The organism is Kineosporiaceae bacterium (assembly GCA_016713225.1).
Lineage (GTDB): Bacteria > Actinomycetota > Actinomycetes > Actinomycetales > Kineosporiaceae > JADJPO01.
Genome location: JADJPO010000001.1, coordinates 99,037 through 114,481, shown reverse-complemented (window position 1 = coordinate 114,481; position 15,445 = coordinate 99,037). Strand labels below are relative to the sequence as shown.

The 15,445-nt window shown below is 68.7% G+C and carries 13 protein-coding genes; 6 read left to right on the top strand and 7 right to left on the bottom strand.

Annotated elements, in window-relative coordinates; all coding sequences use genetic code 11:
• Positions 1–1,627: 1,627 nt before the first annotated feature.
• The 6 genes from rsmG to rpmH are packed head-to-tail and all read right to left on the bottom strand — an operon-like array spanning position 1,628 to position 5,237.
• Positions 1,628–2,362: a 16S rRNA (guanine(527)-N(7))-methyltransferase RsmG gene (gene rsmG / locus IPK24_00490; GenBank protein MBK8074051.1), complete on the bottom strand. Its 735-nt coding sequence runs from the start codon at positions 2,360–2,362 to the stop codon at positions 1,628–1,630.
• 32 nt (positions 2,363–2,394) lie between these two features.
• The gene (locus IPK24_00485) at positions 2,395–3,207 is read right to left on the bottom strand and encodes an RNA-binding protein (protein ID MBK8074050.1); all 813 of its coding nucleotides are present in this window, start codon (positions 3,205–3,207) and stop codon (positions 2,395–2,397) included.
• Positions 3,188–4,225: a membrane protein insertase YidC gene (yidC, locus tag IPK24_00480; protein MBK8074049.1), complete on the bottom strand. Its 1,038-nt coding sequence runs from the start codon at positions 4,223–4,225 to the stop codon at positions 3,188–3,190. Before yidC ends, IPK24_00485 begins: the two co-directional genes overlap by 20 nt.
• 15 nt (positions 4,226–4,240) lie before the next feature.
• Entirely contained in the window at positions 4,241–4,648 is a 408-nt protein-coding gene (gene yidD, locus IPK24_00475; GenBank protein MBK8074048.1) for a membrane protein insertion efficiency factor YidD, read from the bottom strand.
• Positions 4,645–5,079: a ribonuclease P protein component gene (gene rnpA, locus IPK24_00470; GenBank protein ID MBK8074047.1), complete on the bottom strand. Its 435-nt coding sequence runs from the start codon at positions 5,077–5,079 to the stop codon at positions 4,645–4,647. The genes yidD and rnpA overlap by 4 nt, the downstream gene beginning before the upstream one ends.
• 20 nt (positions 5,080–5,099) lie before the next feature.
• The gene (gene rpmH / locus IPK24_00465; protein MBK8074046.1) at positions 5,100–5,237 is read right to left on the bottom strand and encodes a 50S ribosomal protein L34; all 138 of its coding nucleotides are present in this window, start codon (positions 5,235–5,237) and stop codon (positions 5,100–5,102) included.
• A 634-nt stretch (positions 5,238–5,871) separates the two neighbouring features.
• On the opposite strand from rpmH, the gene dnaA reads away from it, so the two are divergent.
• The 5 genes from dnaA (at position 5,872) to IPK24_00440 (ending at position 12,418) form a co-directional block, all read left to right on the top strand.
• Complete coding sequence (gene dnaA / locus IPK24_00460) at positions 5,872–7,392, top strand: chromosomal replication initiator protein DnaA (GenBank protein MBK8074045.1); 1,521 nt, start codon at positions 5,872–5,874, stop codon at positions 7,390–7,392.
• Positions 7,393–8,344: 952 nt separating this feature from the next.
• A complete protein-coding gene (gene dnaN, locus IPK24_00455; GenBank protein ID MBK8074044.1) occupies positions 8,345–9,463 on the top strand; it encodes a DNA polymerase III subunit beta in 1,119 nt (372 codons plus the stop codon).
• Between the two features lie 136 nt (positions 9,464–9,599).
• Positions 9,600–10,520: a decarboxylating 6-phosphogluconate dehydrogenase gene (gene gnd / locus IPK24_00450; protein MBK8074043.1), complete on the top strand. Its 921-nt coding sequence runs from the start codon at positions 9,600–9,602 to the stop codon at positions 10,518–10,520.
• Positions 10,521–10,578: 58 nt separating this feature from the next.
• A complete protein-coding gene (recF, locus tag IPK24_00445) occupies positions 10,579–11,793 on the top strand; it encodes a DNA replication/repair protein RecF (protein MBK8074042.1) in 1,215 nt (404 codons plus the stop codon).
• An 85-nt stretch (positions 11,794–11,878) separates the two neighbouring features.
• Positions 11,879–12,418 carry a DUF721 domain-containing protein gene (locus tag IPK24_00440; GenBank protein ID MBK8074041.1) on the top strand — a complete coding sequence of 180 codons (540 nt, stop codon included), beginning with the start codon at positions 11,879–11,881 and terminating at the stop codon, positions 12,416–12,418.
• A gap of 6 nt (positions 12,419–12,424) precedes the next feature.
• On the opposite strand, the gene IPK24_00435 is transcribed toward IPK24_00440, so the two are convergent.
• A complete protein-coding gene (locus IPK24_00435; protein MBK8074040.1) occupies positions 12,425–12,886 on the bottom strand; it encodes a hypothetical protein in 462 nt (153 codons plus the stop codon).
• Positions 12,887–13,294: 408 nt separating this feature from the next.
• Between IPK24_00435 and gyrB the strand changes: the two genes are divergently transcribed.
• Positions 13,295–15,376 carry a DNA topoisomerase (ATP-hydrolyzing) subunit B gene (gyrB, locus tag IPK24_00430; protein ID MBK8074039.1) on the top strand — a complete coding sequence of 694 codons (2,082 nt, stop codon included), beginning with the start codon at positions 13,295–13,297 and terminating at the stop codon, positions 15,374–15,376.
• Positions 15,377–15,445: the final 69 nt, after the last annotated feature.

Sequence of the window (15,445 nt, the reverse complement as noted above, 5' to 3'; positions counted from 1 at the left end):
CGCTGCCACCTACTGCGCCGCCGACTCGATGGCCGCCGACCCCCAGGGCGGTGTCGCCGTTGACCTTGGCGAACTCGGTCGCCGCCTGCTCGCACAACGAGAGCCACGCCGCACGGCTTCCACGATCAGCTCGACGCCGAGGCCGTCCACACCCAGAACCACAGCACCCGGAACCGCGGCGGCTGTGGTCGGCCCCGCGGTACACGACCCCTGCGACACCGCCGAGCCAACGACCTGGGGTGTCCTGGAGATCTGGCGTTCACGCTCCGCTCGGAAGCCTCGGCACATGATCCGGTCGGATGATCCACAGGTTCAACCGCGACGTCCGCCACCCCAACGTCATCGGGCTGTCTCGACCGCGAGTGGCTCATCCGCGTCCCGTCCCGTGCTCGCCGAGCGCGACGACGAATGGATACAGGCCAGCGCTGCCGCCGACGTCCACGTCCCACCCGGGATCGACGTCCACTCCACGCCGCGGACGTGACCGCTGGCCGCATCGATCTGGCCGCATCGATCGATCTGGCCGCATGCCCACTCGTTTCGAGTCACCACGTGTTCCACGTGAAACGGCGCCCACGAAATTGCGTAAGGAGAGGCGGGCAGCTCGGGTCGTGGGTCCGGCACAGACCGAGGAGTACGGACCGACACTCAGTCGGGTGCTGGCCCAGTCGAACCGTCCACCGATCAGCGGCACGACGCCATCCCGATTCCACAGTCACTCCCAACCCGCCGGACGTCGGGCAGCCATGCTCTGTCGCGGCCGCACGCCCAGGGGGCTCCAGCCGAGGTTTGGGGGATTCGAGCCATGAGGTCCGAGCGCGAACGTCCCAAGTTGCGAAGTCCAGGCTTGCGGAGTCCAGATCGCCGAAGTCCAGGTTCCAGAAGTCCAGAGCTGAGGACCTCCCGACTGACTGCGTGCGAGCCTGGCACCCAACGCCGTGGCTACTCCCAGCAGAAGCCATGGGTTCCTCGTGCACCTCCCACCACGTGCGGCGCGCAGAGTTCCCTACCCACAGCCGCACCGCGCGCGAGGTCGCCGCGGCCACGTCACCGCCTCGAGGCGAACGCCTCGGCTGGCGGCCACAGCCGCTTGCCGGCTCGAAGACCACCCTGCTGCCAGCGCCGTGCTCCCTGACTCCGGCCGTAGCCCAGCGCGTTTCACGTGGAACGAGTCGGCCTGGCTGGGGGACAAGTTCATTCGCTCGGAGGCCCGGGCCCGCGGGTCATCAGCGGGACGGCTATCTCCCGGAACAGAGCGGCGGTCCTGTGTCAGGGTGCCTGCTCATCGATCGCACAGGGGCACCGAGGAACAGTCTGGTCGTCGTCGCCTATCAGGCTCACTCAGGCGTTGAGGTGGTCGGTGGCCCGGGTGACGAGTCGACGGACGGCCAACCGCTGAAGTGGCGCGTGCCAGGTCCAGCGATGAGGCACCTGCCAGGTGACCTACGTGCAGTAGCCACCGACGACCACCCAGCTCGAGCCGGTCGCGTCCATGGGATGCTCGCTCGAGCCATGAGGCTCTGGTCAGTGGGAGTGTCGGAGCGAGTCATGTTTCACGTGGAACTGAGCCCACCCATCCTGCGCCGTCACCAGGCTGTCGATGCGCCCCACCCGAGGCACCGCCGTATCAGCGGCGACGTCGCTCACCCCTGCGGCGACGCCGTCCGCCACGGCCCACCGGATCTCCCGCCTCGATCTCCACCACCGTGGTCGGGACGTCGAGCACGTTCGCCCCACAGGTTCGAACCTGCCAGCGACGCGCACTGAGCCTGCGAAGAGCCGGCTCCGCCGTGGACAACTCCTCCGCGACGGCTTGACCCTTCAGCGCGAGGAGCACTCCCCCCGGACGAGCCAACGGGAGGCACCAGACAACGAGTCGGTCCAATGCGGCAACGGCCCGCGCCGTCACCACATCGGCGTCCCGCACCTCATCCGATGCCTCCTCAGCACGACCACGGCAGACCGTCACCGACGACAGTCCGAGTTCCGTGACAGCCTCGCTCAGCCAGTTGACTCGCCGCTGCAGCGGTTCGAGGAGCGACACTCGCAGGTCAGGTCGTGCGATCGCCAGGGCGATTCCCGGAAGGCCGGCACCCGAACCGACGTCCACCACCCGACTGCCCTCCGGAATCACCTCCGCCACGGCGGCGCAATTCAACAGGTGGCGATCCCACAGTCTGGGGACCTCGCGCGGCCCGATCAGACCCCGCTCGACAGCAGAGCCCCCCAGGAGATCTGCATATCGCACAGCCAGTTCGAGGCGATCACCGAAGAGTTGCGAGGCGGCAGCCCGGACAGCATTCACTGCGTGGATGCCGGGTGCTTCCTCGTCCGGGCCCACACCTGTCCCACTCCCGTCCATGGGATGGTTCTCTCCAGCGGCTCTCAGCTGGATCAGGCTCCAGCCGGGTGAATCACTACTCGCCGCCCCGGGTCCTCGCCCTCGGACTCGCTCACCAGGCCGGCGTCGGCCACCACGTCGTGGACGACCTTTCGCTCGAAGGCCGTCATCGGCTCGAGCCGCATGGCCTCCCCCGTGCGCTTGACGTCCTGGCATGCGCGGGCCGCAAGGTCCTCGAGCTTGCGCCGACGTGCCGCACGGAACCCCGCGATGTCGAGCATCATGCGGCTGCGCTCACCGGTGCGCGCCTGCACCGCCAGACGCGAGAGCTCTTGCAGCGCTTCGAGCACCTCTCCGCGGGAACCGACCAGGCGACGGAGCTCACGATCCGTGCCGTCCTCCCCCACGATTGCCACCGAGGCCCGTCCGTTCTCCACGTCGATGTCGATGTCACCATCGAGATCAGCAATGTCGAGCAGCTCCTCGAGGTAGTCGGCCGCGACCTCGCCCTCCTCCTCCAAGCGCCGGATGGACACCTTCGATCGTCCCGACCCAGCAGTGGACGACTCACCGGCCGGCTCCTCCTCACCCTCAGGAGTCACCTCATCACCTTCTGTGGTTTCTGGGGTTGAGTCGCTGGGCTCCGCCTGGGCCGCGTCGGTCTGCTCCTCGTGCTCGGGAGCATCCCCCGGGGCGATCGCCTCTGTTGCTGTCGTCTCGCTCACGATGTTCCTTCCATCAGGATGGCCTCGGCCATCTGGATTCGTCAGGGTGCCCCGGCCACATCGGGGCGACGCCCACCGGATCGCCCGAGCTGGGCGTGCGCGGCGAGCGTGATGCAGACGATCAGCCGCCGCCCACGGCATCGGCGTCCGGCCGCTTCCGGCCCTGACCGGACGGGCGACCTGTGGGGCGCTGCGGTGAAGACCGCTTGCTGCGCGGCTGACGCTTCGGCTGCTGACGTTGCGGCTGGCGATCTTCCTCGGCATCCGAGCCCTCGGCCGAACCCGGCTCCGACACGGTGGAGTCCTTGGTGCCCGGCGCACCCAGAGGCGCCTTACCGGCCTTCTGGCGACGCTCGTTCAAGGCCTTCTCGGCCAACGAGCCAGGGGCGGGCATCCGGCGGATCGTGTAGAACTGCTGCCCCATCGACCACAAGTTCGTCGTCAACCAGTAGAGCAGGACCCCGATCGGGAAGTTGATGCCCGATACCGCGAAGACCAGCGGCAGCACGTAGAGCATGATCTTCTGCTGCTGTGCGAACTGCCCTTCGAGCGCCGACGCGGGCATGTTCTTCATCATGAGCTGACGCTGGGTGGTGAAGGTGGTCAGCGACATCAAGATGATCAGGACGACGGTGAGGATCTGGGTCGAGATCGTGTCGGCCTTCAGGAACGTGTCCGACAACGGCGCTCCGAAGAGCGTGGCGGCATCCGCCTGGCGCACCAGCTCGGCGTCCAGCGGCCCCACGGTGCGCTCGTTGGGGATGCCGTTGAGCACCCGGAACAGCGCGAAGAAGATCGGTGACTGCAGCAGGATCGGCATGCATGACGACAGCGGGTTCGTGCCGTGGTGCTTGTAGAGCGCCATCATCTCGCGCGTCATGGCCTCCTTCGAGGCCTGATCGCTCTTGCCCTTGTACTTCGCCTGGATCTTCTTCATCTCCGGCTGCAGCAGCTGCAAACCGCGGGATGCCTTGATCTGCTTGAAGAACAACGGGATCAGCAGGATCCGGATGACGATCACCAGGCCGACAATCGACAGCGCCCAGGTGATACCGGCCGTGGCCGGCAGGCCGATGATGGTCAGGCCCTTGTGCCAGGCGACCATGATCCAGGCCACGACATATTCGAGTGGCGTCAGGATGGCGTCGATCAGTCCCATGGGGCTCCTTGCCGATCAGGCGGCACGCCGTGCAGGCGGCGTGGGGTCGTGGGGGTGGGCGCACGTCGCGGTCCCGGCGGACCCCTCGGTGGCCTCGGGAAGCCCGGCGTCGGTCAACCCAGGGCGCAACGGCCAGGGTGCCGTCCACGCGATCCGGCGAGACCGCGCGACCGGCACATCATCGATCCCGCCGTCGCTCCACGGATTGCAGCGAGCGATCCGCCAGAGAGTCAGCGCCGTGCCTCGGACGGCGCCGTGCGCCCGGACGGCGTCCAGGCCGTAGGCAGAACACGACGGGTAGTACTTACAGGTCGGTCCGTACAAGGGTGAGAGGACGGCGCGCCACAGGCGGATGAAGCCGATGAGAACGTTGCGCGGCACGTTCCACGTGAATCGTGCGACCCACAGCAACCGCCCGCTCATGGGGTGGCCTCGGTCGAGGGGGTCATCAGGGGCGACGTGCGAGACCCGGTGGCACGGCCGATGCGCCGCGTCACGGCGTCCAGCGCACCGGCGAGGTCGTGAGCCAGCTCATCGGAGGTCGCCGAGGCAGCGGCCGGCAGTGCCCGCACCACCACCAGGCAGCCGTCATCCAACCGACCCAGTCGTGCCTCCACCTGGGCCCGCAACCGCCGCTTCACGCGATTCCGAACGACAGCACCTCCGACCGCCCGAGACACGATGAAACCGACGTGCGCCGGGATGAGCGGCTTCGAGGCAGCCGTGAGCCCGCCGTCACCAGGCTGTGGACAGCACATGTGGACGACGAGGGTGCGTCGACCCGCCCGATGACCGGACCGCATGGCGCCCGAGAACTCCGACGGTCGACGCATGCGATGGCCGGCGGGTAGCACGACGAGGTGCCTGTCGTGCTTCAGGCGGAGAGCTCGGCGCGGCCCTTGCGGCGACGGGCAGCGAGGATGGCGCGGCCGGCGCGGGTGCGCATGCGCAGCCGGAAGCCGTGGGTCTTGGCCCGGCGCCGATTGTTCGGCTGGAAGGTCCGCTTGCTCACAGGAGTAACTCCACGCTCGTACGACCGCCAAGATGCGGATGCTGTAAATCGCCGCCGGATGAGCGACTGACGCCAAGGAGGAGCACCTGTCCGGGACCGTTGTCCAAGACCGTTGTCCTCGAGCTTCCCCACGGTACGGTGCCCGACGCAGCAGGGTCAATTCGGGGCGATCGCGCTGCGAGCAGCCCGGACACGACCGGGCACGTACTCGGCACCGACCACTCGATCCAGACTCGACTCTGACTCGACCTCGGCGGCGTCCGATGGTCTGGCAAGCGTTTCCAGTCGATGACACCCAGAGCCAGCTACGATCACCCACGGTAGCCGATAACAACTGAGAGTATGATTCGCGTCCGGCCACCGGGAGGATGGCCAACAGGCTATGGTCCTGTGGTGCTGGCCGAGGGAAGTCCCCGACACGCCGTTGGAGTTCGAAAAAGAACAGACAACGGAGCGACTGGGTGCGACCCCCTGAGGACTCGGACGTAGGCTCCGATTCCCCGGCGGCCCGCCGGAGGACGCAACCTGGGGGAGTCGCTCCGCCCGCTTGGCAACGGACGGCCAACTCTCGTGCACAGGCTGTGGACAACTGTGTGGACTGCTGTGGCCGTCCCCGAGCCAGGAGGGTGCCAGCGTGACGAGCGGAGCCGATTTCCCGTCCGTATGGCGTCGCGCCTTGGCCACCCTCGACTCCCTCGGCGTCAGCTCCCAGCAGCGCGCCTTCGTCCGGCTCACCCGCCCGGTCGGTCTCTTGGACGGCACCGCGCTGCTCGCGGCACCCAATGAGCTCACCAAGGAAGTGCTCGAGCATCGGATGCGCGACGCCATCACCGGCGCTCTGGCCACCGAACTGGGGCATCCGGTCCGTCTCGCGGTGACGGTCGACAGCTCGCTGTCCGAACAGGCCGGCGATGACGAGGACGACGAGCGCTCGGTGCACCACGCCGAGGTCATCGACGTCAGGGACGCCGGCGCACGCACCGCCCCGACGACCGACTCCCGCAGCGTCGAGAACGGCCGCTCCGACGTGCCGGACGTCGTCCCCACCTACGACGGCACCCGGCCCGATCTGCTGCGCACCAGCACCGGACGCAGCGCGGCACGCGTCCTCCCGGGCGAGCCGAGCCGGCTCAACCCGAAGTACACCTTCGAGAACTTCGTGCCCGGCGCGAGCAACCGGTTCGCCCATGCGGCGGCGGTCGCCGTGGCCGAGGCACCGGCCAAGGCCTACAACCCGTTGTTCGTCTACGGCGAGTCCGGTCTGGGCAAGACCCACCTGTTGCACGCCATCGGGCACTACGCCACAAACCTCTACCCCGGCGTCCGGGTGCGGTACGTGAACTCGGAGGAGTTCACCAACGACTTCATCAACAGCATCCGCGACGACAAGGCGAGTTCGTTCCAGCGCCGCTACCGCGACGTCGACGTGCTGCTGATCGACGACATCCAGTTCCTGCAGGGCAAGGTGCAGACGCAGGAGGAGTTCTTCCACACGTTCAACACCTTGCACAACGCGAACAAGCAGGTCGTGATCACCTCGGACCTGCCGCCCAAGCAGTTGGCCGGTTTCGAGGAGCGGATGCGGTCCCGGTTCGAGTGGGGCCTGATCACCGACGTGCAGCCCCCGGAGCCCGAAACCCGGATAGCCATCCTGCGCAAGAAGGCGATCGGCGAGCGCCTCGAGGTGCGTGACGACGTCCTGGAGTACATCGCGAGCAAGATCTCGACGAACATCCGCGAGCTCGAGGGCGCCCTGATCCGCGTGACGGCGTTCGCCAGCCTCAACCGGCAGCAGGTCGACCTGGCACTGGCCGAGATCGTCCTGAAGGACCTGATCCCCGCGGACGACACCCCCGTGATCACCGCAGCGACGATCATGGCCCAGACGGCCGCCTACTTCGAGCTGACCATCGAGGACCTCTGCGGCTCCTCACGCTCGCGCGTGCTCGTCAATGCCCGCCAGATTGCGATGTACCTGTGCCGGGAACTCACCGACCTGTCGCTGCCCAAGATCGGTCAGCACTTCGGTGGGCGCGACCACACCACGGTGATCCACGCCGACCGCAAGATCCGTCATCTGATGGCTGAGCGGCGCAAGACCTACACCGAGGTCACCGAGCTCACCAACCGGATCCGGCAGTCCTCGCGCTCCTGACAACCCTGGGTAACAGCTCAACCCGAGTTGTCCACAGGTCGCCGCTCGGTGTCCCGGCGGTCGACGACACTGATTCCTGTCCTTTCGACGTCATGCAGCCGGGCGCTGCCGTCGCAACCTGGATGCACTGTGTGGTCCCTCACGCCCGAACGGGGTGGCGCAACGCCCTGATACATGGCTTTTCGCCGCACTCGAGCACATATGGTCACCGTTCATAACACCATGTGTCCGGAAGGACCGAGACATCGTTTCATGCACAGTTTGGGGACAACCCTGTGGATAGTTTGCGGTCGACCGATAACTGTCCGTACATCGCACCCGTCCCGATCCGGCGTGCGGACCCTCCGCGCACCCGGTGGACAGACTGTGGACGCCGCGGGGACGACCAGGGTTCGGGTGTGGGCCCGCGTCCGAACGGTGTGCACACCCCGACGGCCCGTTGGGCAGGAGATGGAGTTCTCGAGCCGCAATCCACCGCCGAGACGTGGCCATCCACCGTCGGTCGACACCCTCATCTTCCGTCTGACCTGCGCCGATACCGGGTTACCCACAGGGCCCACACCCCCTATGACAAACCCGAGAGAGAGATGACTTGATGAATCGCCCGCCCACATGGACCGCTCCGTGATCCCGTGAGACCCCGTTCGAGATCCCGTGCCGGATCCGTGCGAGATCCGGTGCGCCCCCGGACGGTCACACCTACTCCGAGGACAACCGCCCTCCCCCGGATGTCCTGTCCTTCCGGCTCGGCTTCACCTGGTCGAGCCGACTCGCGTACTGTCGTGCCGAGCCGGCCTCCGGACCGCTGCAGCAGCATCAGCCCCCGGCCCACTTCCCCGAGGCACCGGCACGTCGAGCAGTCATCCGTGCGGACGACGTCATCCCCTGGCACCGGCCATCCGGCGCCGGATCAGGGATCGGCCCGTCGCAGCGGCGCAGAAAGGCGGAGGTCGTGAAGTTCCGGGTCGAGCGTGATGTCCTGGCCGAGGCAGTCACCTGGGTGGCCCGTGCGCTGCCGACCAACCCGCCCGTGCCGGTGCTGGCCGGTCTGCTGCTCGAGGCGTCCGCTGATGGCGTGCTGAGGCTGAGCAGCTTCGACTACGAGGTCTCGGCTCGCATCGAGGTCGCTGCGGACGTGGCCGATCCCGGCACCGTGCTGGTCTCGGGCCGACTGCTCGCCGACATCTCGCGCTCGCTGCCGAACTGGCCGGTGGACGTCGCCACCGACGGTTCCCGGGTCGAGCTCACCTGCGGCGCCAGCCGGTTCACCTTGCTGACCATGCCGGTCGACGACTACCCGAGCCTGCCCACCATGCCGGAGGCCGCCGGCGTGGTCGGCGGCCACGACCTCACCCAGGCCGTCGCCCAGGTCACAGTCGCCGCCAGCCGCGATGACACCCGCCCGGTGCTGACCGGCATCCAGGCCGTCATCGACGGCGAGAAGCTCACCCTGATGGCGACCGACCGCTACCGCCTGGCCGTGCGCACCCTGCCCTGGCGCCCGGCCACCCCCGGTGTCCAGGCGACGGCGTTGGTGCGCGCCCGCACGCTGTCCGAGGTCTCCAAGGCGCTCGGTGCCATCGGCGACGTCACCCTCGCCCTGCCCGCGGACGGCGCCGGCGAGCTGATCGGTTTCGAGGCCGGCGGACGCCGCACCACCTCGCTGCTCATGGACGGCGAGTACCCCCAGGTGCTCGGCCTGTTCCCCAGCGAGCACCTCGGCTCGGCCGAGGTCTCCACCTCCGCCTTGGCCGAGGCCGCCCGACGGGTCTCGCTGGTCGCGGGCCGCCACGCCGCCGTCCGGCTGCGGTTCGGGGACGGCGCCATCGTGCTCGAGGCGGGTCAGGGCGAGGACGCCCAGGCCTCCGAGGCCGTCGAGGCCGAGCTGTCCGGCGATGAGGTCGTGCTCGCGTTCAACCCGCAGTACCTGCTCGAGGGCCTGTCCGGCGTGGTCGGGGACGCCACCCGGTTGACGTTCACCCAGCCCACCAAACCGGTGGTCATCTCGGCCGCCGGTGAGCACGACGTGAGCTTCCGCTATCTCGTGCTGCCGGTCCGGCTGAACAGCTGAGGCGCGGCGAGCACCCTCGAGCCACCCCGACCCGGCACCATCGGCAGCACACGATTCCACTCGAGCCGCGACGCGTCGTCCGGGTCGGAACTCACAGCGAAGTTGACAGCAGAAGTCGATGAAGAGGGGCTCCAGCGTGCACATCGGTCTGGTCGGTCTGGGCAAGATGGGTGGCAACATGCGCACCCGGCTGCGTCGCGCGGGACTCGAGGTCACCGGCTTTGATTTCAACCCCGAGGTGCGGGACGTCGACTCGATCGAGGCCCTGGTCGCCGCGCTGCCGGCGCCCCGGATCGTGTGGATCATGGTCCCGCACGGCACGCCCACCACCGACACCGTGGCCGCACTGAAGCAGCACCTCGCCGAGGGCGATCTGGTCATCGAGGGCGGCAACTCCCGCTTCACCGACGACACGGTCAACGCGGCCTCGCTGGCCGAGCGCGGCATCGGCTACCTCGACTGTGGAGTCTCCGGCGGGGTCTGGGGACTGGACAACGGCTACGGCCTGATGGTCGGTGGGGACGCCACGCTGGTCGAGCGGGCGATGCCGGTCTTCGACGCGCTGCGCCCCGAGGGCCCGCGCGAGGAGGGTTTCGTGCACGCCGGGGCGGTCGGCGCCGGCCACTACGCGAAGATGGTGCACAACGGCATCGAGTACGGCCTGATGCAGGCCTACGCCGAGGGCTATGAACTGTTGGCCGCCAAGGACATCGTCACCGACGTGCACGGCTGCTTCCAGGCCTGGACCCGCGGCACCGTGGTGCGATCGTGGCTGCTCGACCTGCTGGTCAAGGCCCTCGAGACCGACCCGAACCTGGACGACATCAAGGGCTATGTGAACGACTCCGGCGAGGGCCGCTGGACGGTCGAGGAGGCCATCGCCAACTCGGTGCCGATGCCGGTGATCTCGGCGGCGCTGTTCGCCCGGTTCGCCTCGCGCCAGGAGGACTCCCCCGCGATGAAGGCGGTCGCCGCGCTGCGCAACCAGTTCGGTGGCCACGCGGTGACCACCGCCGGTCCGACGTCCGGCGCGGGCGCCGTCCAGAAGACCGAGTAGGACGACGGACGCGGCCGACGGCGCCGCACAGCCCGGCCGAGCGCGAGAGGATGGCGGGGTGCACGTCACCCACCTCTCGCTGAGCGACTTCCGGTCGTACGCGACGGTCGAGCTGCCGTTGGACGGCGGCGTCAGTGCACTGATCGGTCCGAACGGGCAGGGTAAGACCAACCTGGTCGAGGCGATCGGCTACGTGGCGGCGCTGTCGAGCCACCGGGTGCCCAACGATGCGCCACTGGTGCGGATCGGGGCCGGCCGGGCGGTGGTGCGGACGGCGATCGCCCGCGCGGGGCGCGACACCCTGGTCGAGCTCGAGATCGTGCCCGGGTCGGCCAACCGGGCCCGGATCAACCGGGCGCCGGTGCCGCGGCCGCGGGAGGTGCTCGGCATGTTGCGCACGGTGCTGTTCGCTCCCGAGGACCTCAGCCTGGTCAAGGGCGACCCCGACGGTCGGCGCCGGTTCATGGACGACCTGCTGGTGGCCCGGGCGCCGCGGTTCGCCGGGGTGCGGGCCGAGGTCGACAAGGTGCTCAAACAACGCAATGCGCTGCTGAAGTCGGCCGGCGCCTCGATGCGCGCCGGCCGCGGCGACGTCCGGACCCTCGACGTCTGGGACGCCCACCTGGCCACCGCGGGTGCCGAACTGCTGGCCGGCAGGCTGCACCTGGTGCACCTGCTGCAGCCACTGGTCGAGAAGGCCTACCTGGATGTCTCGGGCGGGCAGGGCGTGGCCCGCATCGACTACCGCTCCAGCCTGGGTGAGGACGTCACGGTCGACCTGCCCCCGGCCGATCGACATCGTGACCTGCTCGCCGCGCGACTGCTCGAGGCCCTGGCCCGGGTACGCCCGCGCGAGCTCGAGCGCGGCGTGAGCCTGGTGGGCCCCCACCGCGACGATCTGGTGCTCTCGCTCGACTTCGGCGGCAGCTCGGTCGGAGCCGGGGCCATCACCGGGGCCGGGGGCTCGACCATGATCGTGCCGGCCAAGGGGTATGCCAGCCACGGCGAGTCGTGGTCGTACGCGCTCGCACTGCGGCTGGCCTCGTACGAGCTGTTGCGCGCCGACACCAGCGGGGACGGTGACGGCGAACCGGTGCTGATCCTGGACGACGTGTTCGCCGAGCTCGATGCCGGACGCCGCACCCGGCTGGCCGAGTTGGTCGCCGGCGCCGAGCAGGTGCTGATCACCGCGGCGGTGCCGGACGACGTCCCGCAGTTGCTGGAGGGCGCGCGGATCGACGTGATGGGCGGCGAGGTGAACCGTGTCCGGTGACCAGCCTCCTCACCAGCCGAACCACCAACCAAACCAGCAGCCGGACCAGCAGCCGGACCAGCAGCCAGCGGCCGGCACCCCGGACATCGAGGACGACCCGGTCCGGCTGGCGCTGAACCGGGTCCGGGCCGCGGCCCGGGAACGGGGTCTGCGCCCGGGATCGCCGGGGGCACCACCCGGTTCGGCGGCGGCCCAGCGCGCGGCGTCCCGGGCTGCGGCCCGCGGCGACGGCGCGGGACCGCTGCGGTCCGGCGCCCGCCCCGATGCCCGTGACCCGCAGCTGATCGGAACCGGGATCGACCGGTTGGTGACCGACCGCGGCTGGCAGGCGCCAGTCGCGGTGGGCGGGGTGATCGGCCGCTGGGCGGCGGTGGTGGGTGAGGAGATCGCCGCCCACTGCCATCCCGAGACGTTCTCGGACGGCGTGCTGACGGTGCGCGCCGACTCGACCACCTGGGCCACGCAGTTGCGGCTGCTGGTTCCGACGATCATGCGCCGGCTCACCGAGGAGGTGGGCGAGGGCGTCGTCGACCGGATCGTCGTGCAGGGTCCGAACGCGCCGTCCTGGCGCAAGGGTGCCTGGGTCGCGCCGGGTGGGGTGGGCCCCCGGGACACCTACGGCTGAGTCGGCTCAGTGAATCGTCAGCGTGCCGGTAGCCGTCACGTTTCCTCGGGCGTCGTACCAGGTCACCGGGCCGGACTCGGTCGTCGCATCGACCACGGTGAGGGTGGCGGACATGCCGGTGGCCCCTGTGGTGGTGTTGTTCCAGTACACGAAGCGCTGGCCGGGGGCCTGCGTGCTCCAGTACTCGCCGCCCAGCCGGGTCGTGCCCCCCATGACCAGGTTGCCGATGTAGCCGCGCATCGAGCCGAAGCCGATGGCCCGCACCGCGGTGAACTTCGCCGTGCCGCTGGAACTGCCCTTGGTGTACGTGCCGGTCCAGTCGCGGCCCACGGTCGAGACCACCGTGGCGGCGCTCGAGACCACCGTGGCGGCGCTCGGGGCCGCCACCGCGGCCTCCACGGGGACGGCGGCTGCACAGCAGGCAGCGGACACGACGACGGAGGCCATGACGGCGCGCAGGGTTCTCATGAGGTGCTCCCCTTCTACGAGATCACCCCAGCGAAACAGTGATCACCCCCGCAGACCATGAGTCGACCATGAGAATCGTCGCATTCGGGCGGATGTACACCACAACAAGACCTGCGTTGTACCTGGCGTGGACGTGCCGTTGACCTCCGGCCACGACCTTTTCGTGCGGTTCTCGCCCGCCACGTGTGCGGCCTCGTGAGGCCCTGAAACGGGTAGGTACGTAGAGGGAGTCACAGCCCGATCTGTCGTCGCGTCAGTGGCAGCCAGACATGCTGCTCCAGGGCTGTGGACAACGCAGGCCGAGGGGCCCGGCCACGGTAAGATGACGGCAGACCGGACGGTCGTGTTCGGCACCCCTGGACGACGGCTCCGTGGCGTCCGACAGCGGTGACATCGACCGTCCCACCAATGCCGGGGGCTTCGTCCGAGATCTCGTCCCCGACGACCCCGTCAGGAGCCCGACCACCTGTGACCGATCAGATCAGCGAAACCACCCCGGCGAAGACCCCGGATTCCGCCGGGTCGTCCGGATCCAACGGCCACAGCGACTATGACGCCAGTGCCATCACGGTGCTCGAGGGGCTCGAGGCGGTCCGGAAACGTCCCGGGATGTACATCGGCTCGACCGGTGAACGCGGGTTGCACCACTTGGTCTACGAGGTCGTGGACAACGCTGTCGACGAGGCCCTCGCGGGCTACTGCGACACCATCGAGGTGAGCCTGCTCGCCAACGGCGGTGTCCGGGTGGTCGACAACGGCCGAGGCATCCCGGTCGACATCGTCGAGTCCGAGGGCAAGCCCGCTGTCGAGGTGGTGCTGACCGTGCTGCACGCCGGCGGCAAGTTCGGCGGCAGTGGCTACGCGGTCTCCGGCGGTCTGCACGGCGTCGGGGTCTCCGTGGTCAACGCGCTGAGCGACCGGGTCGACGTCGAGGTGCGTCGCGAGGGCTCGACCTGGCGGCAGTCCTACCGCACCGGCGTCCCGGTGGCGCCGCTGGCGCAGGGTGAGGCGACCGAACTCACCGGCACCACCGTGACGTTCTGGCCCAGCACCGAGATCTTCGAGACCACGGTCTTCGACTTCGAGACGCTGCGGTCGCGGTTCCAGCAGATGGCCTTCCTGAACAAGGGCCTGCAGATCACCCTGGTCGACGAGCGCCCCGACCACGCCGACGACGAGGGCACCGCGCCGTCCGCGAACTTCCGGTACGACGGTGGCCTGGTCGACTACGTGCGGCACCTCAACACGAGCAAGAAGTCCGAGGCGGTGCACGACGAGATCATCGACTTCGAGGCCGAGGACGCCGAGCGCCGGTTGAGCGTCGAGATCGCCATGCAGTGGACGACGGCGTACTCCGAGAGCGTGCACACCTACGCCAACACCATCAACACCCACGAGGGCGGCACCCACGAGGAGGGCTTCCGGGCGGCGTTGACCACGCTGGTCAACGAGTACGCCCGCGACCAGAAGCTGCTCAAGGAGAAGGACGACAACCTCACCGGCGACGATATCCGTGAGGGCTTGACCGCGGTGGTCTCGATCAAGCTGGGTGAGCCGCAGTTCGAGGGCCAGACCAAGACCAAGCTGGGCAACACCGAGGCCAAGACCTTCGTGCAGCGCGTCGTCCGGCAGCACCTCACCGACTGGCTCGACTCCCACCCGCGCGACGCCAAGATGGTGATCAACAAGTCGGTGCAGGCCGCCGCGGCGCGGATGGCGGCCCGCAAGGCCCGGGAGGCCACCCGGCGCAAGGGCCTGATGGGCGGTGGCGGCCTACCCGGCAAGCTGGCCGACTGCCAGTCGACCAACCCCGAGGAATCCGAGATCTACATCGTCGAGGGTGACTCCGCCGGCGGCTCGGCCAAGATGGGCCGCGACCCGCGCACCCAGGCGATCCTGCCGATCCGCGGCAAGATCCTGAACGTCGAGAAGGCCCGGATCGACAAGGTCATGGCCAACACCGAGGTGCAGGCGCTGATCAGCGCCTTCGGTACCGGGGTCGGCGAGGACTTCGACCTCGAGAAGCTGCGTTATCACAAGATCGTCCTGATGGCGGACGCCGACGTCGACGGTCAGCACATCACCACGCTGCTGCTGACGCTGCTGTTCCGGTTCATGCGCCCCCTCGTGGACGGCGGGTACGTCTACCTGGCCGCCCCACCGCTGTACAAGATCAAGTGGAACAAGTCCGAGCCGGACTACGTCTACAGCGACCGTGAGCGGGACGCCGTGGTGGCCGACGGCCTGGCCCGGGCCAAGAAGCTGCCCAAGGAAGAGGGCATCCAGCGCTACAAGGGTCTGGGCGAGATGAACGCCGACGAGTTGTGGGAGACCACGATGGACCCGGCGCACCGCATCCTGCGGCAGGTGACCCTGGACGACGCGGCCGCCGCCGACGAGGTGTTCTCGGTGCTGATGGGCGAGGACGTCGAGTCGCGACGTTCGTTCATTCAACGCAACGCCAAGGATGTCCGTTTCCTCGACATTTGATGGCTCAGGTCCGGATGTTTCCCGTGAAACATCGGCGCAGAACGACCGAATACTGCTGAAAACCCTTGC

What these genes read in the sequence shown, in the direction of transcription:
- rsmG (MBK8074051.1), bottom strand. Translation starts at nt 2,362, where the DNA reads ATGGACGGGAGTGGGACAGGTGTGGGCCCGGACGAGGAAGCACCCGGC.
- IPK24_00485 (MBK8074050.1), bottom strand. Translation starts at nt 3,207, where the DNA reads ATGCCGTGGGCGGCGGCTGATCGTCTGCATCACGCTCGCCGCGCACGC.
- yidC (MBK8074049.1), bottom strand. Translation starts at nt 4,225, where the DNA reads ATGGGACTGATCGACGCCATCCTGACGCCACTCGAATATGTCGTGGCC.
- yidD (MBK8074048.1), bottom strand. Translation starts at nt 4,648, where the DNA reads ATGAGCGGGCGGTTGCTGTGGGTCGCACGATTCACGTGGAACGTGCCG.
- IPK24_00435 (MBK8074040.1), bottom strand. Translation starts at nt 12,886, where the DNA reads ATGAGAACCCTGCGCGCCGTCATGGCCTCCGTCGTCGTGTCCGCTGCC.
- gyrB (MBK8074039.1), top strand. Translation starts at nt 13,295, where the DNA reads ATGCCGGGGGCTTCGTCCGAGATCTCGTCCCCGACGACCCCGTCAGGA.